The sequence below is a fragment of the Pedobacter endophyticus genome (assembly GCF_015679185.1).
In the GTDB taxonomy this organism is placed as follows: domain Bacteria; phylum Bacteroidota; class Bacteroidia; order Sphingobacteriales; family Sphingobacteriaceae; genus Pedobacter; species Pedobacter endophyticus.
The window spans coordinates 1,770,511-1,791,634 of record NZ_CP064939.1; the positions used below are offsets into that span (position 1 = coordinate 1,770,511).

The following is a 21,124-nucleotide window of genomic DNA, read 5'->3' on the forward strand; positions in this document are numbered from 1 at the left end:
CCATTTTAGTGATGGGGTTTACCTTAATTTTGTTTTAAATAAATAGAAAAATGGAAACACAAAATAAAATTGCCTTAATTACTGGCGGTAGCCGTGGTTTAGGAAAAAACGCTGCACTAAAAATTGCAGCAAAGGGAATTGATGTTATCGTAACCTATCAATCGAAAAAAGACGATGCAGAAAATACAGTTGAAGAAGTTAAAAAACTCGGTGTAAATGCCGCAGCCCTACAATTAGATGTTGCCAATGCCGCAGGGTTCGATGCTTTTTTTACCGAACTTAAAACAGTTTTGAAATCGGTTTTTAATGCCGATAAATTTGATTTTCTAGTGAACAATGCTGGTACTGGCCTTCACGCTGCATTTGCCGAAACCAAAATGGAAGATTTCGATAACCTGGTAAACATCCACTTTAAAGGACCATTTTTTATCACTCAGAAAGCATTGCCACTTTTAAACGATGGCGGAGGAATTATAAACATTTCAAGCGGCCTTGCACGCTTCAGCTTACCCGGCTCGTCGGCTTATGGCTCGATGAAAGGCGCTATGGAGGTGTTGACAAGATATCAGGCTAAAGAATTAGGTTCGCGGGGAATCAGATCGAATATTGTAGCGCCGGGGGCCATTGAAACCGATTTTAGCGGCGGAGCTGTTCGGGATAATGCCGATTTGAACAAAACAATCGCCAGCCAAACCGCTTTGGGCCGCGTAGGCTTACCAGACGATATCGGCGGCTTGGTTGCCTTTTTATGCACCGAAGATGCGAGGTGGATTAACGCCCAACGCATCGAGGCCTCAGGAGGTATGTTCTTGTAAGAACTCGTTCATTGGTTCATCAGTCATCGGATGAATACCTAGAACGCTCGCTATATTCATCCGATGACTATTTTGCTTATTGGTTTTTGTTCATTGGTCATTGGTTTTTCAGTCATCGGATGAATACCTAGAACGCTCGCTATATTCATCCGATGACTCTTTTGTTTATATTTTGCTTATTGGTTTTTGTTCATTGGTCATTGTTTCATCAGTCATCGGATGAATACCTAGAACGCTTGCTATATTCATCCGATGACTATTTTGCTTATATTTTGGTTATTGGTTTTTGTTCATTGGTCACTGGTTCATCAGTCATCGGATGAATACCTAGAAGGCTCGCTATATTCATCCGATGACTATTTTGTTTATATTTTGTTCATTGGTCATTGGTTCATTGGTTCGTCAGTCATCGGATGAATACCTAGAACGCTCGCTATATTCATCCGATGACTATTTTGTTTATATTTTGGTTATTGGTTTTTGTTCATAGGTCATTGGTTCGTCAGTCATCGGATGAATACCTAGAACGCTCGCTATATTCATCCGATGACTCTTTTGTTTATATTTTGCTTATTGGTTTTTGTTCATTGGTCATTGCTAACTGCCAACTGCTAATTGCAAACTAATGAAACCAATTAACTACTCTCGTCCATACCATTCATGCTGGTCTACTCTCGTAATTTCGTTAGTGCCAATGTGCTTTAAATACCTTTTGGCGCTTACCAAACTCCTATACTCCCGCTCATCGAAGTTCGGCGCACGGGGGTTTAAACTGTTTATCCTCACCATCCCCGCCGACTGTATAAATTCACCGTCGCCCATGTAAATTGCTGTGTGGGTTACCCTTCCGTTTGATGCTCCCCTCAATTTCGCCGCTGCAAAAAACAGTAAATCTCCGGCCTGAAGGTTTTTTAAACATTTTTCGATGCTGGTAGAATCATTTTCGAGCACCTCAACATCCTCTCCAACTAAAGCCTGTTGCGAGGCATCGCGGGGAATGATAATGCCGTTTAAAAAGTAGCTCGTCTTTGTAAAGCCACTACAATCTACTCCCTTAACCGATGTTCCGCCCCATAAATACGGCACGCCCAATAAGGTTTTGGCCATAGTTAAAATGGCTTCGGCATTTGGGTTTACTCTGGCCTGCCATTTGTCGAACATTCCCGCCTCTTTTTTACTCACGTAGCCCAGTCGCTTATCAGGAAACAAAACATGATAAAACGCCCCTTCTTCACCCTTAATCTCTAAAATATTTCCTTTTACCAAATCAGATACCCGCATCGATTTCTCGCTCGCTTTGCTAAAAGCATGCCCATAATCCTCCAGATAAATCATTCGTTTTGATTTTTTCCAGGCTTCAAAATCAACTTTATTCATTAAGCTCACCGCCGTTCCGTCAGTCCATGATAAATAACCATCCGGTGTTCTAACCAGATAAAAACCACCTTGTTTTTTTAACACCTCAACAGGCGTTCCCATAATCATCTGCGTCATCATTTCTGCTGCATTTTGTGGTGCAGCCCGGTTATTGCAAACCGATAAGTTGGCCAGCCCATAATTAAAACCGTTCAACTCAGCTAGCGGAAGCAGTTTATTTATAAGCAACAAGCCCGCAACGCCCTTCGCCTTTGCACTCAGTGCCTTTAACGCATTTTGCGAAGTGCTTTCTACCAGCGCCGTATCGCCCTTAAGCTGCATATTAAAATAAACAGATCGCCTGTCTGGAGCCCATTCAGTTTTTACCTCATTAAAGATTTTTCTAAAGCCCAGCGTGTCTATCTGCGCATTAACTGCATTGCAAAACGCCAGCAAGGCGCAAAAAAGAAGTAGTTTTCTCATTAACAATAGGAAAGCCTAAAACTACAAAAAATCATGCTTCAATAACATTTCAACGTTGTAACTTATCGCTTACCGAGTCAAAACACCATAAAAACCAACAAGTCAAAAATAAATGTTTTTTATTGGCGTTATCCTTTCAAATCGTTCCCGATGTACAAACAAACTTTATTGCTTATTTCGCTGATCTTTCTCGGCCTCTCCACTTATGCCCAAAAATGGACTGATGCCGAATTGAGGCGGGCAAATACCGCGGCAAACGCAGATTATTTAACCAACGAGGAGAAAGACATTGTGCTATACCTCAACCTTGTGCGCATAGATGGTGAGAAATTTTACTACACTTTTTTAGAAGATTACATCAACAATTATAACGCAAAGGTTAAACAGTACCGCAATTACAATGAGCTGAAAATTACGAGGACAAACCCGTACTACACTTCGTTACTTAAGCACTTACGACCAGTAAAAAACCTGCAGCTATTTTATCCCGACGAGAAATTAACGGCATTGAGCCGCGGCCATGCACAAGATTTGAACCGAAACAACTTAGAATCGCACGACAGCAGCAATGGCGACAAATTCTCGAAAAGGCTCTCAAAATATTTTCCCAACAAGGCTATGAGCGAAAATATCGATTTCGGCTATTCAACCAGTTTGGAAATCGTTTGTCATTTATTGCTCGATTGTGGCGTACCGGCACTTGGGCACCGCTTCAACATCATCGATCAAAAGTATAAGCTAAACACAGTTGGCGTAAGCATACAACCGCATCCGGCTTACTCGTGGTGCGCTGTGATGGATTTTGTAGCCCAACCCGTTTTTTACAGTAACAACCGCTAAACTATCCACCGCCGTTCTACCTCGAATAAAATTCGAAGCGATTTTTTATTAAAAAAACTACCTTTGCTGCTAACCAACGATTACGATACATGCGTCAGGCGATTTTAGCTTTTATAGATTTTTTTTATCCCCCGTTTAAAAAATATATTTCCCCACATAATTTCAGGTACATGGCAACCGGCGGCGGAACGCTGCTTTTAGGCATTTTAAGCTATTACTTTGCTTATTTTTTCATCTTTAAGGCCGAGGAAGTCGACTTTGGCATTATTGTGCTGCAACGAGAAACCGCCTGCCTGCTGGTCGATTATTGCATTGCCATTCCCACCAGTTTCTTGCTCAACAAATACCTTATTTTTACGCATAGCGAATTACGAGGCCGCGTGCAGCTTTTTAGGTTCTTAAATCTCCAGTTGATCAACATTCTGGCAAACTATGTGCTGCTGAAGTTTTTGCTTGAGCTTTTAAGGGATTATCCAACGTTGTCAATGCTTTCGCGGATTTTGGTTTCGGTACTCATGGCCCTGTTCAGCTACCTTTATCAGCACTATTTCACATTTAGCGTAAAGAAGATTGGACGCGGGAAAGACAGTTGAACAGGTTAGTTGTTTTGATTGTTGAATTAGTTATTTGGTTAATTGCCAATTGTCTGCTTGCTTACACTAATTTTTAAACAACAGTTTTTGATCAAACTTTTTTTTGAAGGCTTTTGAATGTTGCTAACGAGCCGCTGTTCTTGAACCTGATAGCGCCAGATAGCCCGGAGCGAGCGAGGTCTGTGGCGTGGCCAAGCGAGGACTATAGGCAATAGCGGGACTTAAAGCCGCCAAAACCTACCGAATGTTCATTTTCCATGAAAAAGGAATTTACGCTTATCGCAAAAATCCAATCAAAACCGCTGTTTATGAAGTTTGTGTTATGAAGGTAAATATTCAGACTACTGTTCTTCGATAGCGCATTCGGTCTTGTCAAATCTCAACTGATAAACCTCTGGTGCCTTGACCTGTTAATAGTCAGTCATCCGATGAATCTAAACTGGTAGCCCATATTCATCGGATGACTAATAAACTATTTATCTTCATGCCGATTTGTCAACATAAAAACAACACGCTAACTTAGCCGATGACTAACTTATTTCATAACCGATGAGCCATTTCAACGATTTTAACAATGCGCAGGTAGCGAAGTTGCCCCGCCATTTAAAACAATTTATTGTAGCCCAGAACTATGAAAAGTACACGCCAATCGATCAGGCGGTTTGGCGGTATGTTATGCGCCAAAACTATAGCTACCTCAAAAATGTGGCGTACTATCCGTACATTAAAGGGCTCCAGCGGGCGGGGTTAAGTATAGAGTATATTCCCGATTTGCAAACCATGAACGATAATTTAGGCAAAATTGGTTGGGGTGCCGTTACCGTTGATGGCTTTATTCCGCCGGCTGCGTTTATGGAATATCAGGCTTATCGGGTGTTGGTTATTGCGGCCGATATCCGTCAGATTAATCATATCGAGTACACGCCTGCACCAGATATTATTCACGAAAGTGCTGGCCACGCTCCTATTATTGCCGATACCAATTATAACAATTACTTAAGTTACTTCGGCTCAATTGGTGCAAAGGCCATGTTTTCGGCAAAAGATTTTGAGTTATATGAGGCCATTAGAAAGCTATCGATATTAAAGGAAGCAGCAGATGCCGATGAAACGGAGATTGCCAAAGCGGAAAAAGAACTCCGGTTCATTAGCGAAAATATGGGCGAACCGTCTGAAATGGCCTTGTTGGGCCGCCTGCATTGGTGGACGGTAGAATACGGCTTAATCGGAACATTAGAAGACCCAAAAATTTATGGTGCTGGCTTACTTTCTTCTATCGGCGAAAGCGCCACTTGTATGCAGCCTGATGTAAAAAAGCTTTGGTACAATATTGATACGTTAAACTATACCTACGATATTACTAAAACGCAACCACAGTTGTTCGTTACCGAAACATTTCAAAACTTGATTGACGTTTTGGAGCAATTTGCCGATACAATGGCCTTTAGGCGTGGCGGAACGGAAAGTATTATGAAAGCGATTGCCTGCAAAAATACTTCGACAGCTGTTTACAGTTCGGGCTTGCAGGTTACGGGAATATTTACTGATATTGGCATCAGCGCCAGCGACGAGGTTACATTTATTAAAACTACAGGCCCATCGGCTTTGGCCTTAAATGGAAAACAGTTAACGGGCCATGGCAAAAACTACCATAAAGATGGTTTTTCATCGCCCGTGGGCAGGCTTAAAGGCGCCGTGAAGCCATTAGAAGATTATAGTGAACAGGAAGTTGAAGCCTTAAGGCACAGCGCTAATGGCGCAAAGCTTGTTTTCGAAAGCGGAATTGCAGTTGAGGGACTGATAATTGATGTATTAAGGGAAAACGGAAAGGTATTGTTGATTAAGTTTACTAATTGTACTGTTACCGAAAGCAATAAAAATGTGTTATTTAAGCCCGAGTGGGGCGATTATGATATGGCTGTGGGTGAAAAAATAGTTTCGGTTTTTAACGGCGCAGCTGATAAGGATGCCTTTGAGGAAATTACCTTGATTAGTAACGAGAAAACGCACAAAATTACGTACGATAACAAAACGTTACAACTGCACAAATTGTATCAACGGGTGCGTGAAATTCGGGAAAGCGGCGAAAACTTGAGTGAATTAACCGAAATTTTTAAGGAACTGAAAGCAAATCATCGGCAAGATTGGCTCTGTGCCCTCGAAGTATTGGAGATTGTTTATCATAAAAAGATGCATCATCAGCTGGAAAGGGAAGTTCAGGTTTATTTGGAAATTAAGGCAAGTAAAGAGCCCGATCATACCAAGCTGATTAGCGATGGCCTGCATGTGATCAAAAATCCGGTTAGCCAACAGTTGTAGCAGCCATCCATTACAAGTTGCTAATAACTGTATACGTTTTGTTGATGCCGTAGAACGGCTTACCTCTAGTTCGCCAATGGTGTAGATGCTTTTCTGTTCAACCAGTCGTGATCGTCAGAGATTAGTTTTAGAAAAATAAAGGAGTTGAGATGACAAGTTTTTCACCGAATCGTTATTGCCAAGCTGGGTTCGTGCCTTTCGGCTACGCTCAAGATAAACTCAGCTGAAGCAATCTGATTTACGAAATGAGATTGCTTCCGAAAAATCGGGCCTGGCTGTGCCTCGCAATGTCGATCTTTCTTATTTCTGTCATTGGTAGCTTGACTGGGAATCGTAATGCGCTAAAATTGGTTGCCGAGCATTAAGATTCCCGCCTGCGCGGGAATGACGGCGGAGAAATAAAGATGTGTCCACATGATAAGACTTCTGGGGAAAGCACCGGCTTCTTATACACTACCAAGCTTGCCCACACAATGTACCGTTTTTTTGGTAGTGGAATTTTGGGTTTTGGGTTCCATCGCTTGGGGATCCTTTATTACGCTACCATTAACTTTTTTTTTTCAACATACTGATAAACAGCACTAATAGCTAACCACCCTAACCCCCTCCTAAATTAAGAGGAGAGTCGCAACTGCACAACCATCTGACCTCAGATACCATCAAAGTTCGCACTGTCCAACTCCTCCCGATTTCTTCGGGAGGCAAGTGCCAAAGGCATCCCTTTAGGGAGGTGGTTGCTTTTTACGTCATTCATATTGATTTTTTTGAAAAACCTGCCCGTCCGGTCAGACGGGAGTTAAAGCTCTGCATGACGGCACTAAATCTATAGCATTCAATTTTTCGTTTTTTAAAAAACCAGAGTTGGAGCTTAGTCTAAACCGTGAATTAAACCCAATTTTATTTAGCAGTTTGTTTTGTCGCAAAAAGATCTGATTTTTACAGCGTCACAATTCAATACAAATGAACATTATAATTACCGGCGCAAGCAGTGGCATTGGTTTCGAAACTGCTTTGGAATTTAGTTTACAAAAAGAGAATAAAGTAGTTGCAATTGCCCGTTCGGCAGATAAACTGCGTAAGCTTTTAGAAATTGCAAGAGGCATAAACCCCGACTGTACCTTGCTACCGGTTGAGTTCGACATTGTAAACGACGACTATGCCGCACTTATTCCCTTTTTGCAAGAACGTCTTGGAACTATCGATATTTTAATTAATAATGCGGGCGCCCTGGTTAACAAACCGTTTTTAGAAACTACCGAGGTAGACCTGGGCGAAATGCTGCAAAGCAACGTAATATCGCACTTCAGGATGATCCAAAACACCTTGCCTTTAATGCAAAGCGGAAGCCATATTGTGAATATCGGTAGCATGGGCGGCTTTCAGGGTAGCGTAAAATTCTCCGGCTTATCGGCGTATTCGGCAAGTAAGGCCGCTTTACATACTTTAACCGAATGTTTGGCTTTTGAGCTGGCAGAAACCGGAATTAAAGTAAATTGCCTGGCGCTGGGTTCGGCACAAACCGAGATGTTGGAGGCGGCTTTCCCCGGTTACCAGAGTCCGGTTATGGCCTTTGAAATGGGCAAGTACATTGCCGATTTCGCCAAAACGGGCCATAAATTTTTTAACGGAAAAATTCTGCCAGTTGCGGTGACTACCCCATAATAAATTTTTTTATCCAAATCATTTTCAGTATCTTGGTAACAGTTTCCCTATTTGTTTACATCCGCTTAAACTAACTTTAAAAAATATGGAAACGAATACCCCTCTTAAAAGTACAGACAATGGTAAAATGGCCGCAATTGTGAGCTATATTACTGTTTTTGGTTGGCTGATTTCTTATTTTGCGCTGTACAAGGGTAAAAAGACTTCATTATCAACGTACCATTTAAGGCAATCGTTATTACTTCATTTGGCTACCTTCGTTATTTGGGGCGCTTTATCGGTAATTGGTACAATTTTGGCGGCAGGCATTATAGCCTATTTGGGCTACGCATTTTCCATTGTTTCTCTTATCTACATTGTTTTGGGCATATTAATTGCAAACAACAGCCAGCAGAGACCACTCCCGTTTATGGGTGAAAGTGCACAAAAAATGTTTTCAACAATCTAGTCTTCATTTATCTTAAAATAAAAAAAGCTGCTTCGGACTTACCCAAGGCGGCTTTTTTTATACTCATTTTCAACATTATGAGCGGCTTTGGATATTTTTTCTATCTTTGAAACCAACATATGAAGAAAATAATATTCCCGATTTTGTTTTTCATTTTGTTTGTTACAACAGCAAAAGCCCAAACAATACTCCCACCACAATACCAGGAACTGGTTAAGCATTTAGCAACAAATTTGCCGAAAGAGGTCAAAGTTATTGAAAAGGAGCAGGAAACCAGCTCTGAATCGTTGATCGATTTTGCCAAAAGCATGCTTGGCATTCCTTACCGCTATGCAACCAGTAACCCTAAAGTTGGCTTCGATTGTTCGGGTTTTGTGAGCTACGTATTCAGTAATTTCGGCTTCAAAGTTCCCCGTTCATCACGGGAGTTTAGCTACGCAGGGAAAGAAACCACTTTAAAAGATGCTAAAGTTGGCGATGTATTGATTTTTACCGGAAGCAATTCCAAAATAAGAAGAATAGGCCATGTCGGCATTGTTTATTCGATTGATGACGATGGGATCAAGTTTATTCACGCATCGTCGGGCAAGGCCCATGGCGTAACCATTACACCGCTAAACGGCCATTATCAAAACCGGTTTCTTAAAATTGTTAGTATTATTTAAGTATCAAGACATAAGTATCAAGTATCACGACAACTCACAACTCACAACTGAAGACTCCCAACTCCCGACTCAAGACTCCCCTCTACTTCAAATACTTCCACATTCGCGGCTTTCCCTCCGCAATCCACTCAATAGCAGTTTGTAGTCTTTTTTGCTTTGTTGCTTCGGTTTTAGCTTCCTCGAGCCACATAACGTATTCCTTTTTGTTCGATTGGCTAAAATTCTGAAATACGGCCATTGCTTTCGAATCTTGCTGCAGGGCATCGATAAAATATTCAGGAATAATAAGTGGTGTCGATTCTGCCTTTTTGGTTTTGGGAGGCAGTTTGATGTTGTCTTCGTTTAACTGAATGGCTTCTTGAATATAGGCAAGCAAAATCTCATCGCTGGGCAAGTCGTTAAATGATGTTATTTTGCCCAATGTACCCATTGCGGTGCTTTTATCGCTAAACAGTTTGTGCTCATCCTGCATCAGCGAAGCTTTCCAGAAACCGAATGCGCAGTGGTTCTTAAACGCAGCGATATGACAAACCGGGCCTTTTAATTCGAAAAATGGCATTCCCCATTTTATTTTTTCCTCAATGCGGGCATCAGCCTGATGAACGAGGTTACGCAAATGGTCTAAAATAGGAATGGCAAATTCCGCCGATTTGATAATGTATTGATCTACCTGAACACTGGTATGCATATCGATTGTTTTTTGAATGCTTAAGTTAAAGTAAAACTATTTTTAATGCAAGCTCCACATCGCCTTGCTGGAGGAATTTTTTCGCCAGCTCATGCAGCTCCCTTTCTCTGTTCGTCGCATCGCCAATAGTTGCATCCAAAACCTCTTTTACCTCGGTATGCAAACCAATTAAATCTATGTCGTCGTCACTCGGCAAATGCTCAACATTGCCCAGCATACCTAAATCGTTACCCGTTAAAACTTTCGATAAACGCACCGACTGAGGCAAACTATCAACGCCGATTCCCAATTTGGCCAAAGGTTTAGCAACCTTGAATAAGTTGGCATCGGTAACGCGGCAATACCAATCGCCACCAAGGCGAGCCACCAAATCTATTTTTTTCTGGTCTATTTTGCCATCATCGCCCAAAATATCCTCGTTAATATGAATCAACTTAATTTCGGCTAAAACCAAATTCCCTGCACCATTGGTGTTTCCCAAAGAGATTACCTCATTAATTACGCATTCGAACTGAACAGGTGCTTCGGCCACCCGCGGTGGCCTGACAATTTCAGATTTCAACATGGTAAAGCCAGATTTTTCAAACTCGTTAATCCCTTTCGCATATTCGGTGCTCGCGAGGCTCATTTGTTGCACCATATTGTAGTTTACAACATTAATAACACATTCTTTTACCTGTAAAACGTTCTCCAAGGTATGTTTTATGGTGTTATCCCTTACACGCCGGGCCGGAGAAAAAATGCAAATCGGCGGTTTGGTGCTAAACATATTGAAAAAGCTGAAAGGGCTTAGATTGACATTTCCATCAGCATCGATGGTAGAAGCAAAACAAATTGGACGTGGCGCAATGGCATACTGCAAGTAATTTTGCAGTTCAACAGCGCTTAAGTCTTCCGTTTTTAGTGTGAGCACGATATAAAAAAATTGAAAGTGTACGATGTTTTGAAAAGCGGTTGCACCTTTTCTAAAGGCAGTCTCACCATCTGCATTGTCTCTGAAAAGCAGATGCAAGATTGCTCTTCCGAAGGTGCTCCTATGGAGCGCTTCGGTTGAAAAGACAAATTTTCATCAATGCGAACGCTCTTGCTTACAATCGATCTTGTATTTAAGGATTACTATTTCTTTAAGGCCAGAATAGAAAAATCGGTATCAGCCCTGGTAATATTATTCGTTAGCGCTCCCAAGCCGGTTATTTCCATTTCTACAATGTCGCCCGGTTGCAACCATTGCGCTTTATAGTTGGCGTCGTTAAACAAACCCGTACCATTTAGCTCAAGAAAACAGCCTGTGCCTACCGTTCCCGATCCGATTACATCACCTGGTAAAATATCAACACCATAGGCACAACGCTCAATAATTTCGGCGAAGGTCCAATCCATATCGGCAGCATTTCCTTTCGATACCTCAATGCCGTTTACGCGGCAGGTCATTTTTAAATCGTAAGCATTGCCAACGTGTCCTTCTTTCGCCGGCACCTTGTACTTTTCCAGTTCATCGGGCGTAACCAGCCATGGCCCAATAGCGGTGCAAAAATCTTTGCCTTTGGCCGGGCCAAGGTTCAGCACCATCTCTTCCATTTGCAAAGTTCGGGCGCTCATATCGTTCATAATCATATAACCGGCAATGTAACTGTCGGCATCAGCAGCTTTAACATTTCTGCCTTTTTTGCCGATAACGATGGCCAGTTCGAGTTCGAAATCGAGCTTTTCGAAATGATCGGGCATACACTCAATTTCGCCGTTGCCTTGAATGGAATTATGGTTGGTAAAATAAAAAATCGGGTATTCATCGTACTGTGGAATCATATCAACCTTTCGGTTACGGCGAGCCGCAGCTACATGTTGCCTAAACGCATATGCATCGCGGCAGCTTGTTGGATTTGGAACAGGTGCCAAAAGCTCATAAAAAACTTCTTCTTTCGCTGTTAAGCCTCCGTTTTTGATGTCGGTATCTACCTTTTTTGCACGATCCATTAGTACTTCCCCGCCCTGCAAAAACTCACTCATGTTATCAGGGATCAACTTATCACAACTGTTTAGGTTGTAAATATGCCCATCTATAAACAGGCCCAAATGTGCACTATCTTCGGTTTTGTACGATACTAATTTCATAAAAAATTTGGTTAAAAGGTGTTGGCAAAGCTACGGAAATATGCTAAAGCACCAATAAAGTTAAAAAATTTATGGCTTTTGCGCTAACGGATATTTTTTATTCATATATTAGATTTTACAACTTATAGGAATTTCTACCGCATTAATAACGGGTACCAATAATCAATATTCAGCAGTTGTGTTCAGACAATCTGTCTAATTTTAAGAAGCTAACAGCAATATAAACAACAACCTTGTACCATGAGCATATTTTTTGGATTCAGCGATGAATGTGGGGCCTATCAGACAGAAAAAACCATTAAGCACGTTGCTGTGCACCCATATTATATTAGATGTACCTTAATAATAAAAGCGGATGACTGGAAAAAAATCAATACGCTTTTCCGTGATTTAAAAGTAGAATACGATCTACCATTGGAACGAGAAATAAAATGGGCTTATTTATGGCAGCTAAGAAAGTTCCAAAAGGAAAAAAAAGAAATTCCAAAAAATAAAGATTTCAAATTCTTAGAGCACCACAGTTACAAGTCGCTGATTGAGTTTGTTGATAGCAGTTTAAGCCTCTTGAATTATATTGACTACAAAAAGATTATTATTACTCACACAGAAAACCGAACCTGTCCAAAGATTAATGAAAAGGCGATGTTAAAAATGCATCTCCAGGAGCACATGCAACGTGTAGAAATGGAAACTCAGGCAAGGGACGGACAAAATTTAGCTGTAATGTTTTTTGACCCAGTATGTGAAAATACAGACAAATACTTGAGAGATATCTATTTTGACCTTTTTAGTTCTGGTGACTTCATTAGTTCTTATAAACACATTAAGGACAGTTTAAATATCGAATATTCGCATCAAAGTGTTGGGATTCAACTAACAGATTTCATTTCGGGAGCTTTTTCGTCGATTTTAAAGGGCTTAAAGTCTAACAACTATGAAATGGGGAAAATCATGTTTTACGACTACATCTATCCAAATTTGAGGTGTCATAAACAAACAGTGTGGGGAGCAGGCATAAGAGAGGTCCCTAGCGATATGTGCTATAGAAACAAACTCACTAAAGAGCTATTAGCCGATTTGGAAAAAATGAAAAGGAATAGGGACTGAACCAACTAATGATTCGTGAGGACAAAAAGTAGCATAGGTCTCCACCACGAATAACAGGCATAAAATCCTCTGGTTAAAAATAAAAGCAAATGAAAGAACAAAAAAACATCAAAAAAAAAGAAAATGAAGCTTAAGAATCTAGTCACGATGAAACATATTGTTTTACCATGTTTATTTTTCGCCATAATAAATATAAGTTTGCTCAACAAAAAAAGCCTGTGCCTAAATCGTCGTTATCTCAGCAAAAAGTGGCGACTTCAACGGTCACTATCGCTAGTTTATCAAGAAAAATAGCCGAAATAAGCGAGCAGTATGAGCAACAAAAGCAAAAAATTGCTGGATTAGAAAGCAAAGTTGAAGATTTGAAGAACGGCTTGGAAACAAGTGAAGATAACTTTAAGAAGCTAAAAGGAGCTGTTTATGAGTTAAGGGAGCTAAAAAGTAGTGTTCAAGATTTAAAGGGAGATGTTAAAATAATGAAAGATGGAGCTTACAGCACTAGCGATAGAGAAAGAAGCATGGACGGAATGTGGGATAGAATCGAAAAATTATCCAAAGCTACCGATGATTTAAAAGCAGACGTAGAGAAATTGAAAAGAAATTGATTTACTATTATACGTAAAAAAAAGGGCGAGCCACTACAGCGCATCTTTCGAAAAGTAAAGGAAATTGAGAAATAAAAAATATTTAGCTCACGCATTTCAACTTTATCTACTGGAGCGTTGTTGGGCTTTATTGTGCCTGTATGGCCGACATATTATCGAGGCTTCCTAAATTATATTAACGGAAACTGGCGACCAACAACAGGTGTTGGAGTAGGAATTTGAGTTGCAATAGCAGTAGCAATCGCTTTTTTCGTAAAACACTAACCCAAATGGACAAAACAATAAAAAAATGTGGCCAGCCAAAACACCTGTTCAACGAATATGACGGTTGATGCATCGAAGCTTTCTATTAAACCCAAACTAACCGGCCATAAATGAAAGATGACATCGAAATGGCGCACAACAAACGTAAATTTGCGTAAATATAGCAAAAGAAAAAATCATGATAAACTGGAACGACGTTATCAAATATACGAACCAGGGCAATCCTACGCCCGATAAAAGAGTGGAGAAGACGGAAGCTGAATGGAAAGCCTTGCTTACGCCCGAACAATTTAGGATTACGCGTTTAAAAGGTACCGAGCCAGCCGGTAGTGGCGCTTTTTGCCATGCACATGATGCAGGTAAGTACAAATGCATCTGCTGTGATAACGAACTGTTTGATTCGACCATTAAATTCAGTTCTAGCAGTGGGTGGCCAAGTTTTACACAGCCGATAAGAGAGAACGCAATAAAATACGAAAAAGACACCACGTACGGAATGATTCGTGTGGAGGTGATGTGCAATAATTGCGACGGACATTTGGGGCATGTATTCCCCGATGGACCTGAGCCCAGCGGTTTAAGGTATTGCATTAATTCAGAATCGATCGATTTGATCAAAATAGGAGCTTAATTCCCCAAACAGATCTATTTACAGATCCTTAAAAAAATTCGCAATTTAAATTCAATAACAAAAAAAATGAAAATGAAGATATTCAGCTTATTATCGCCATTCTTTTTGCTGGTAACCTTTGTGGCGTGCGGCACAACAGACAGTAACCAAAAAGCGAAGCAGGAAGCAAACAATCAAATTAAACCATTGGCCACCAAAAACCTAAAAAACGCTAAACGAGCGTATATTGCGGGCGGTTGCTTTTGGGGAATGGAAGAACTTTTTAGAAAACAAAAAGGTGTGCTCGATACAGAAGTCGGTTATATAGGCGGCGATAATCAAAACCCAACTTATGACAACCATCCGGGACATGCAGAGGCGCTTGAAATAACCTACGACTCAACAGCGACGAATTTCAGAGAAATATTGGACTATTTCTATCGCATACATAATCCAACCACCGTAGATAGACAAGGAAATGATCGGGGTTCGAGCTACCGTTCGGCTATTTTTTATCAAAATGAAGCAGAAAAGAAGATAGCCCAGGAAGTAATCGGCATTGTAGATCAATCGAAAAGATGGGATGGAAAAGTAGTAACCAAGCTGGAGCCCTATGTAAAGTTTTGGCCGGCAGAAGAAGAACATCAAGATTATTTATTAAAGCACCCGAATGGTTATACCTGTCATTATGAGCGGTTTGGTTCTTTTTTGGATAGAAAGGAATAAAGAACCGGGTGGATACAAATGGCATCCACCCAAAATCCCTGCTCGTGGTAGCGCCTCCAATGCTATTGAGTTAAGCTATTTATTGACATTATAAAAAGGATTTAGGCATTAGCTTAATAGGAATGACCTTTATTCTTGCCGTCTTTCCCGCGCAGGCGGTACCGAAACTTCGGGAATTAATCTAAATGTATTAGGCTTTGCATTAAGATCCCCAGCCAAGCTGAGGATGACAACCGTTCATAGTTGGCGCTACCATTGACGTTTTTACTACTTTGGGCTTAACGCACTGGCTCACTGTCTCCCCCCTTGTCGTAGCGTCTCGCTACAGACTGACAATTGACAAGCTTAACTTAATAGCACTGGTAGCGTCTCGCTACAACAAATGTAACTCATTTGGAAAAAAGCATACAATCACTTCTATTCAACTGCTCGCTTAAATCTATCAAAAATTGGAATGCGTTTACTCCGCCCCAAAACAACATTAGTTTGCTTTTCATAAAAAAAATCCTAAATTAGCGGTAACAAACCATGATTTTAAAAGCATTACATATCCACTTAGTTAACGATGCCATCGCTGCACGCCGTTACAAGATGCTTTCCAAATTGATCATGGCTCAGTATTCACTATAGTATTCCTGCTATTTCTCCAGATTGGAACGCATTCGCGTTTTACCTTTCTTCCTGTTAAGCTATTTTCTTTCTAACCATAATTTTATAGTTATGCCTGTTTATCATAAATTAGGCCAAATTCCTGCAAAGCGACATACGGTTTTTCGTAAGCCCGATGGAAATCTTTACGCCGAGGAATTGGTTTCGACCGAGGGTTTTTCGAGCCTCTACTCATTGGTTTATCATTGCCACCCGCCAACTATTGTGAAACATTTGGGCGAACCCTACAATGTTGAGCCTAAAATTGCACGCGAAAAGCACTTAAAACACACCAGCCTGATTGGTTTTAATATCAAACCCGAGGATGACTTTTTAAAAAGCCGAAAACCTGTGTTGGTCAACAGCGATTTGCATGTGGTTTTGGCCGCTCCGAGAAAGTCGATGACCGATTATTTTTATAAAAATAGTCAGGCCGACGAAATGATCTTCGTACACGAGGGCTCAGGGAAACTAAAAACGGGTTTTGGCGAAATTAAATTCGGATATGGCGATTATCTGATCATTCCGAGGGGAACAATTTATCAAATGGAGTTTGATAATGAGACAAATCGGCTGTTCATTGTAGAAAGTTTTAGTCCGCTGAGGGCGCCAAAACGTTACCTCAACCAATACGGCCAACTTATGGAGCATGCGCCTTACTGTGAGCGTGACCTGCGCCTGCCCGAAAACCTTCAAACTCACGATGAATACGGCGATTTTAAAGTGCTGATTAAAAAGCAGGGTTTAATTTATCCATATACCTACGGCACGCACCCTTTCGATTATATTGGCTGGGACGGTTATCATTATCCTTACGCTTTTTCAATACACGATTTTGAGCCGATTACGGGACGTTTACATCAACCGCCGCCAGTGCATCAAACCTTTGAAGGGCACAATTTTGTGGTCTGCTCATTTGTTCCCCGCAAATACGACTACCACCCCGACTCTATTCCGGCACCTTACAACCACAGTAATGTAGATAGCGATGAGGTTTTATATTATGTTGATGGCGATTTTATGAGTAGAAAAAGCGTAGTAAAAGGACAAATTACGCTGCATCCGGGCGGAATTCCGCATGGGCCTCATCCCGGCACAGTAGAGAAATCGATCGGTAAGGAAAAGACAGATGAACTTGCGGTAATGATCGATCCGTTTAGGCCACTGATGCTTACACAAGAAGCCCTCGAAATTGAAGACGAAAATTATTATAAAAGCTGGAGTAGTTAGTCGGGAAGGCCGAAAGTCGGGAGTCGGGAGTCCGGAGTCCGGAGAGCAAAGCTGAAAGACTAAAGCGGTATGGTTAAAGCTGAAAGACCAAAGGCAAAGCGAGTGGTTAGTCCAAAGTCGCGAAGTCTGAAGAGCAAAGCAGAAGATGAAAGCTAAAAGCGGAAAGACTAAAGCTGAAAGACCCCAGAGATGAAAGACTAAAACTAAAAAGAAAATTTATGGCCACGCCGTGTATGCAAAATGCTAAGCTCTCCCTTCTGGGGAGGGTTGGGTGGGGCTTAAAATCATCCGATTTCGGAACTCCGACTTTCGGACTTAAAAAAATAAAAAAACATGGAAACATTAACATTTGCAGAAAAAATATCAAAAGCACAAGATTTCCTGCCTATAAACGGTACAGACTACATTGAATTTTATGTGGGAAACGCCAAACAATCGGCACATTATTACAAAACTGCCTTCGGCTTTCAGAGCGTAGCTTATGCCGGTCCCGAAACAGGCATTCGCGATCAGGCATCGTACGTTTTGCAGCAGGGAAAAATCAGATTAATTTTAACAACGGCGTTAAAATCTGACCACCTTATTGCCGAGCATGTAAAAAAACATGGCGATGGTGTAAAAGTGCTGGCCCTTTGGGTAGATGATGCCTACAGCGCATTTGAAGAGACAACCAAGCGTGGCGCCAGGCCTTACCTCGAGCCCAAAACGCTTACTGATGAGCATGGAGAAGTTAAAATCAGCGGAATTTATACTTATGGTGAAACTGTGCACATGTTTGTTGAGCGCAAGAACTATAACGGGCCTTTTATGCCGGGTTACGAAGAATGGAAAAGTGATTACCAGCCAACTGATACCGGCTTGCTTTATATCGACCACTGTGTGGGCAATGTAGGTTGGAACCGCATGAACGAGGCCGTACAGTGGTACGAAGATGTAATGGGTTTCGTTAACATCCTTTCTTTTGACGACAAACAAATCAACACCGAGTATTCAGCGCTGATGAGCAAGGTGATGAGCAACGGCAACGGTTACTCTAAATTCCCGATCAACGAACCAGCAGAAGGAAAAAAGAAATCGCAAATTGAAGAATACCTTGAATATTACGAGGGCGAAGGCGTGCAACACATTGCTGTTGCCACAAACGATATTGTAAAAACGGTTAAGGAATTAAAATCTCGTGGAGTAGAATTTCTGAGCGCACCGCCCGAGGCTTATTACGATATGATGCCGCAACGGGTGGGTAAAATAGATGAAGAAATTTCACTATTAGAAAGTTTGGGTATTTTGGTCGATTGCGATGAGGAAGGTTACTTATTGCAAATCTTCACAAAGCCAGTTGAAGATCGCCCAACACTTTTCTTTGAAATTATTCAGCGAAAAGGAGCTCAAAGTTTTGGTGCTGGTAACTTCAAGGCACTTTTTGAATCGCTGGAGCGTGAGCAAGAATTGAGGGGAAATCTGTAAATGTTAGTCCTTAGTCTGAAGTCCAAAGTCCTCAGTCTATGCCGACTAAAGACTTCCGACTAGGGACTTTGGACTCTTTCCAACTTCTTCACCAAAACTTCATAAATGAAATGCACCTTTGACTTAACGAAACACCAGAAGCGATTTCCGTTTTGTTAAATTCTAAAAACTCATAATTAGTTTTTTAGTTTTCCGGTTACCCTTATCTGATGCCTCATGTATTGAAAAATACATGAGGTTTTTTTGTTGAGCTGTACTTTGCCAGGTAACGGGCGCAGTAATAGTGAGTACTTAATAGATCAGTGTGGTTACTTGGTACTTTCTTGAAGCATCTGATAAAGATCAGTAGCTCCACCATCGAATTTGGTGCCGTTTACATAAAAAGATGGCGTACCGTTTACACCACTTCTCACACCGCTTTCAAAATCATTATCAATTTTCTCCTTAACTGTATCTGCCGCGGAATCGGATCTGAACTTTTCGGGGTCTAGGCCAATCGTTTCGGCAAGTTCATCAAACAAATCTTCACTCAACCGATATTGATTATCGAACAAGGCGTCGTGCATTTCCCAATACTTGCCCTGCAAACCGGCTGCTTCGGCAGCAATTGCAGCGGGCAGCGCCAGCTCATGTATTTCCTGTAACGGAAAATTACGAAATACAAAATTCACCTGATCGCCGAATGTTTCTTCAATCTCTTTCAAAATTGGATGTGCATTTCCACAATGTGGACATTGATAATCGCCAAATTCTACAATTGTAATCGCAGCAGATTTACCTCCTTGAGCATGATCCTGGCTGCCTACTTCTGGTTTTAAGTTACTCATTGTGTTTATTTTTTATCCAATTCTTCCAAAGCTTCCAAAATTCCATCCGCACCGGGATTAACCGCAGTCGGCGAGGTGTAGCTCCATGCAATATTTCCTTCCTTATCGATCACAAAAAGCGCTCTTTTGCTTTCTCCGGTTTGCTCATCGTAAATACCATAAGCTTTAGAAACCTCGCCCTTTGGTTCAAAATCGGCCAGTAGGGGGAAATGTAGTTTTCTATCTTTCGAAAAAGCAAGATGACACCAAACACTATCGACAGATATGCCGAGCATTTGTGCATCGTGTTTAGCAAAAAATTTCAGCATTTCATTGTAAAGGGCCATTTGATCGCTGCAAACGGGGCTCCAATCGGCTGGATAGAACGCCAATATGACGTTTTTACCCAGAAAATCGCTGAGCTTTATCTTTTGATCGGGGGTAGCGTTCAATTCAAAGTCGGGCGCTTTAATACCTTTTTCTAACATATTGAAGAGTTTTAATAAGCATTTAGTCTATTTTTAACATCGCTTGCGGCCAGTTGTTTGCGCAAAGCACGTAAACATTATCCCAATTTCTGGCGTTTGATCAAATAGGCTTGAAGAATCGGAAAAAAACCCCGGTTAATATCGGCATCAATTAAATCGATTTTATATTGCGCACACTTCAATGCAATTTCCTGCCGGTAGCTCGAAACCGCTGCAGTATAATTTTCCTTCACCTGATTGGTGTGCACTTTAATGGCGTCGCCGGTTTCCATATCAATGAACTGATAAGGCCGGTTTTCGAAGGCAAAATCGACTTCTTTTAATTTATCAACCACATTGAAAACCACCACTTCGTGCTTGTTAAACTTTAAGTGTTGAAGCGCGTCGAACAATTCATCGGTTTTTTCGGCATTTGTTTGGGTATTGAAGAGATCGCTGAAAATGACAACTAAAGAGCGCTTATGAATGAGCTCTGCAACCTGATGCAAAGCCTCGCTCAAATTGGTTTGTGCATTTATTTTCGGTTTTTGCAGTAAATCCTCAAGCTGCGTAAACAGGTACTTTTGATGCACAGTTGTCGACTTCGCCGGCGAATTCAGCACAATTTCGTCGGTAAAAAGGCTCAGCCCGAATGCGTCTCTTTGTCTTTTGAGCAGATACATCAGCGCTGCCACCGCCTCGATAGAAAAAGTAAGTTTATTATCTTTCGGCTCGGGAAAGTACATTGACGAAGAAACATCGATCACAAATTGACAGCGAAGATTGGTTTCTTCTTCAAAACGCTTACTATAAAGCTTGTCTGTTTTGGCAAAAAGTTTCCAATCGATATTTTTAACGTTATCGCCATTGTTGTACTGACGATGCTCTGCAAACTCGACCGAAAAGCCATGGAACGGGCTTTTATGCAAACCTGTAATGAAGCCCTCTACCACTTGCTTTGCCAATAACTCGAGGTTGCCAAAGCTGGTTTCGTTTTCGTAGTTTATTGTTTGCATATCGTAAAGCTAAGAAACAATTTGGACATTGAGATGAGCAAATTCAAAGCGGCTAAATTAATTTTTTAAATGATTTGGAAAGCAATTGCATTGGCATTTGGGTCGGTGCAGCCCCGCCCCCGCTTCTGCCGATTCTTCATCGGAGCTACAACGGACAGCGGGACTAAAATTGCGATGAAAAGCAGAACGTTTGTTTCCAA

The 21,124-nt window shown here is 41.2% G+C and carries 20 protein-coding genes; 13 read left to right on the plus strand and 7 right to left on the minus strand.

The window, feature by feature from the left end:
* The first annotated feature begins 50 nt into the window (after positions 1–50).
* Positions 51–815, plus strand: a complete 765-nt coding sequence (locus tag IZT61_RS07050) for an SDR family NAD(P)-dependent oxidoreductase (RefSeq protein ID WP_196100461.1) — start codon at positions 51–53, stop codon at positions 813–815.
* A 639-nt stretch (positions 816–1,454) separates the two neighbouring features.
* Here IZT61_RS07050 and IZT61_RS07055 read toward each other — a convergent pair.
* Positions 1,455–2,654, minus strand: coding sequence for an SH3 domain-containing C40 family peptidase (locus IZT61_RS07055; protein WP_196100462.1), 1,200 nt, complete (start codon positions 2,652–2,654; stop codon positions 1,455–1,457).
* 150 nt (positions 2,655–2,804) lie between these two features.
* Between IZT61_RS07055 and IZT61_RS07060 the strand changes: the two genes are divergently transcribed.
* The 6 genes from IZT61_RS07060 (at position 2,805) to IZT61_RS07085 (ending at position 9,181) form a co-directional block, all read left to right on the plus strand.
* The gene (locus tag IZT61_RS07060; RefSeq protein WP_196100463.1) at positions 2,805–3,494 is read left to right on the plus strand and encodes a CAP domain-containing protein; all 690 of its coding nucleotides are present in this window, start codon (positions 2,805–2,807) and stop codon (positions 3,492–3,494) included.
* A gap of 89 nt (positions 3,495–3,583) precedes the next feature.
* Positions 3,584–4,087: a GtrA family protein gene (locus IZT61_RS07065; RefSeq protein WP_230383892.1), complete on the plus strand. Its 504-nt coding sequence runs from the start codon at positions 3,584–3,586 to the stop codon at positions 4,085–4,087.
* A gap of 549 nt (positions 4,088–4,636) precedes the next feature.
* On the plus strand, positions 4,637–6,406 hold the full coding sequence (locus tag IZT61_RS07070) for an aromatic amino acid hydroxylase (protein WP_196100465.1): 1,770 nt from the start codon (positions 4,637–4,639) through the stop codon (positions 6,404–6,406).
* Between the two features lie 960 nt (positions 6,407–7,366).
* Entirely contained in the window at positions 7,367–8,068 is a 702-nt protein-coding gene (locus IZT61_RS07075; RefSeq protein WP_196100466.1) for an SDR family oxidoreductase, read from the plus strand.
* Between the two features lie 85 nt (positions 8,069–8,153).
* Positions 8,154–8,516 (plus strand): DUF4870 domain-containing protein, encoded by a 363-nt coding sequence (locus IZT61_RS07080; protein ID WP_196100467.1) that lies wholly within the window; start codon positions 8,154–8,156, stop codon positions 8,514–8,516.
* Between the two features lie 119 nt (positions 8,517–8,635).
* Positions 8,636–9,181, plus strand: a complete 546-nt coding sequence (locus IZT61_RS07085; protein ID WP_196100468.1) for a C40 family peptidase — start codon at positions 8,636–8,638, stop codon at positions 9,179–9,181.
* A gap of 82 nt (positions 9,182–9,263) precedes the next feature.
* Here IZT61_RS07085 and IZT61_RS07090 read toward each other — a convergent pair whose 3' ends face one another.
* The 3 genes from IZT61_RS07090 to IZT61_RS07100 form a co-directional block, all read right to left on the minus strand.
* The gene (locus IZT61_RS07090) at positions 9,264–9,869 is read right to left on the minus strand and encodes a YdeI/OmpD-associated family protein (protein WP_196100469.1); all 606 of its coding nucleotides are present in this window, start codon (positions 9,867–9,869) and stop codon (positions 9,264–9,266) included.
* 25 nt (positions 9,870–9,894) lie between these two features.
* The gene (locus IZT61_RS07095; protein ID WP_196100470.1) at positions 9,895–10,782 is read right to left on the minus strand and encodes a flavin reductase family protein; all 888 of its coding nucleotides are present in this window, start codon (positions 10,780–10,782) and stop codon (positions 9,895–9,897) included.
* A gap of 203 nt (positions 10,783–10,985) precedes the next feature.
* Complete coding sequence (locus IZT61_RS07100; RefSeq protein WP_196100471.1) at positions 10,986–11,981, minus strand: fumarylacetoacetate hydrolase family protein; 996 nt, start codon at positions 11,979–11,981, stop codon at positions 10,986–10,988.
* Between the two features lie 240 nt (positions 11,982–12,221).
* On the opposite strand from IZT61_RS07100, the gene IZT61_RS07105 reads away from it, so the two are divergent.
* The 6 genes from IZT61_RS07105 (at position 12,222) to hppD (ending at position 18,635) form a co-directional block, all read left to right on the plus strand.
* A complete protein-coding gene (locus tag IZT61_RS07105; protein ID WP_196100472.1) occupies positions 12,222–13,088 on the plus strand; it encodes a DUF3800 domain-containing protein in 867 nt (288 codons plus the stop codon).
* 167 nt (positions 13,089–13,255) lie between these two features.
* Positions 13,256–13,693, plus strand: coding sequence for a hypothetical protein (locus tag IZT61_RS07110; RefSeq protein WP_196100473.1), 438 nt, complete (start codon positions 13,256–13,258; stop codon positions 13,691–13,693).
* Positions 13,694–14,135: 442 nt separating this feature from the next.
* Complete coding sequence (gene msrB / locus IZT61_RS07115; protein ID WP_196100474.1) at positions 14,136–14,588, plus strand: peptide-methionine (R)-S-oxide reductase MsrB; 453 nt, start codon at positions 14,136–14,138, stop codon at positions 14,586–14,588.
* Between the two features lie 66 nt (positions 14,589–14,654).
* A complete protein-coding gene (gene msrA / locus IZT61_RS07120; RefSeq protein ID WP_230383893.1) occupies positions 14,655–15,293 on the plus strand; it encodes a peptide-methionine (S)-S-oxide reductase MsrA in 639 nt (212 codons plus the stop codon).
* Positions 15,294–16,013: 720 nt separating this feature from the next.
* Positions 16,014–17,171: a homogentisate 1,2-dioxygenase gene (locus tag IZT61_RS07125; RefSeq protein ID WP_196100475.1), complete on the plus strand. Its 1,158-nt coding sequence runs from the start codon at positions 16,014–16,016 to the stop codon at positions 17,169–17,171.
* A gap of 333 nt (positions 17,172–17,504) precedes the next feature.
* Positions 17,505–18,635 carry a 4-hydroxyphenylpyruvate dioxygenase gene (gene hppD / locus IZT61_RS07130; protein WP_196100476.1) on the plus strand — a complete coding sequence of 377 codons (1,131 nt, stop codon included), beginning with the start codon at positions 17,505–17,507 and terminating at the stop codon, positions 18,633–18,635.
* A 308-nt stretch (positions 18,636–18,943) separates the two neighbouring features.
* Here hppD and IZT61_RS07135 read toward each other — a convergent pair whose 3' ends face one another.
* The 3 genes from IZT61_RS07135 to IZT61_RS07145 form a co-directional block, all read right to left on the minus strand.
* Complete coding sequence (locus IZT61_RS07135) at positions 18,944–19,462, minus strand: DsbA family protein (protein WP_196100477.1); 519 nt, start codon at positions 19,460–19,462, stop codon at positions 18,944–18,946.
* Between the two features lie 5 nt (positions 19,463–19,467).
* On the minus strand, positions 19,468–19,929 hold the full coding sequence (locus IZT61_RS07140) for a peroxiredoxin (RefSeq protein ID WP_196100478.1): 462 nt from the start codon (positions 19,927–19,929) through the stop codon (positions 19,468–19,470).
* Positions 19,930–20,006: 77 nt separating this feature from the next.
* Positions 20,007–20,924, minus strand: a complete 918-nt coding sequence (locus IZT61_RS07145; protein ID WP_196100479.1) for a DUF58 domain-containing protein — start codon at positions 20,922–20,924, stop codon at positions 20,007–20,009.
* Positions 20,925–21,124: the final 200 nt, after the last annotated feature.

What these genes read in the sequence shown, in the direction of transcription:
- IZT61_RS07050 (WP_196100461.1), top strand. Translation starts at nt 51, where the DNA reads ATGGAAACACAAAATAAAATTGCCTTAATTACTGGCGGTAGCCGTGGT.
- IZT61_RS07055 (WP_196100462.1), bottom strand. Translation starts at nt 2,654, where the DNA reads ATGAGAAAACTACTTCTTTTTTGCGCCTTGCTGGCGTTTTGCAATGCA.
- IZT61_RS07060 (WP_196100463.1), top strand. Translation starts at nt 2,805, where the DNA reads ATGTACAAACAAACTTTATTGCTTATTTCGCTGATCTTTCTCGGCCTC.
- IZT61_RS07065 (WP_230383892.1), top strand. Translation starts at nt 3,584, where the DNA reads ATGCGTCAGGCGATTTTAGCTTTTATAGATTTTTTTTATCCCCCGTTT.
- IZT61_RS07070 (WP_196100465.1), top strand. Translation starts at nt 4,637, where the DNA reads ATGAGCCATTTCAACGATTTTAACAATGCGCAGGTAGCGAAGTTGCCC.
- IZT61_RS07075 (WP_196100466.1), top strand. Translation starts at nt 7,367, where the DNA reads ATGAACATTATAATTACCGGCGCAAGCAGTGGCATTGGTTTCGAAACT.
- IZT61_RS07080 (WP_196100467.1), top strand. Translation starts at nt 8,154, where the DNA reads ATGGAAACGAATACCCCTCTTAAAAGTACAGACAATGGTAAAATGGCC.
- IZT61_RS07085 (WP_196100468.1), top strand. Translation starts at nt 8,636, where the DNA reads ATGAAGAAAATAATATTCCCGATTTTGTTTTTCATTTTGTTTGTTACA.
- IZT61_RS07090 (WP_196100469.1), bottom strand. Translation starts at nt 9,869, where the DNA reads ATGCATACCAGTGTTCAGGTAGATCAATACATTATCAAATCGGCGGAA.
- IZT61_RS07100 (WP_196100471.1), bottom strand. Translation starts at nt 11,981, where the DNA reads ATGAAATTAGTATCGTACAAAACCGAAGATAGTGCACATTTGGGCCTG.
- IZT61_RS07105 (WP_196100472.1), top strand. Translation starts at nt 12,222, where the DNA reads ATGAGCATATTTTTTGGATTCAGCGATGAATGTGGGGCCTATCAGACA.
- IZT61_RS07110 (WP_196100473.1), top strand. Translation starts at nt 13,256, where the DNA reads ATGTTTATTTTTCGCCATAATAAATATAAGTTTGCTCAACAAAAAAAG.
- msrB (WP_196100474.1), top strand. Translation starts at nt 14,136, where the DNA reads ATGATAAACTGGAACGACGTTATCAAATATACGAACCAGGGCAATCCT.
- msrA (WP_230383893.1), top strand. Translation starts at nt 14,655, where the DNA reads ATGAAAATGAAGATATTCAGCTTATTATCGCCATTCTTTTTGCTGGTA.
- IZT61_RS07125 (WP_196100475.1), top strand. Translation starts at nt 16,014, where the DNA reads ATGCCTGTTTATCATAAATTAGGCCAAATTCCTGCAAAGCGACATACG.
- hppD (WP_196100476.1), top strand. Translation starts at nt 17,505, where the DNA reads ATGGAAACATTAACATTTGCAGAAAAAATATCAAAAGCACAAGATTTC.
- IZT61_RS07135 (WP_196100477.1), bottom strand. Translation starts at nt 19,462, where the DNA reads ATGAGTAACTTAAAACCAGAAGTAGGCAGCCAGGATCATGCTCAAGGA.
- IZT61_RS07140 (WP_196100478.1), bottom strand. Translation starts at nt 19,929, where the DNA reads ATGTTAGAAAAAGGTATTAAAGCGCCCGACTTTGAATTGAACGCTACC.
- IZT61_RS07145 (WP_196100479.1), bottom strand. Translation starts at nt 20,924, where the DNA reads ATGCAAACAATAAACTACGAAAACGAAACCAGCTTTGGCAACCTCGAG.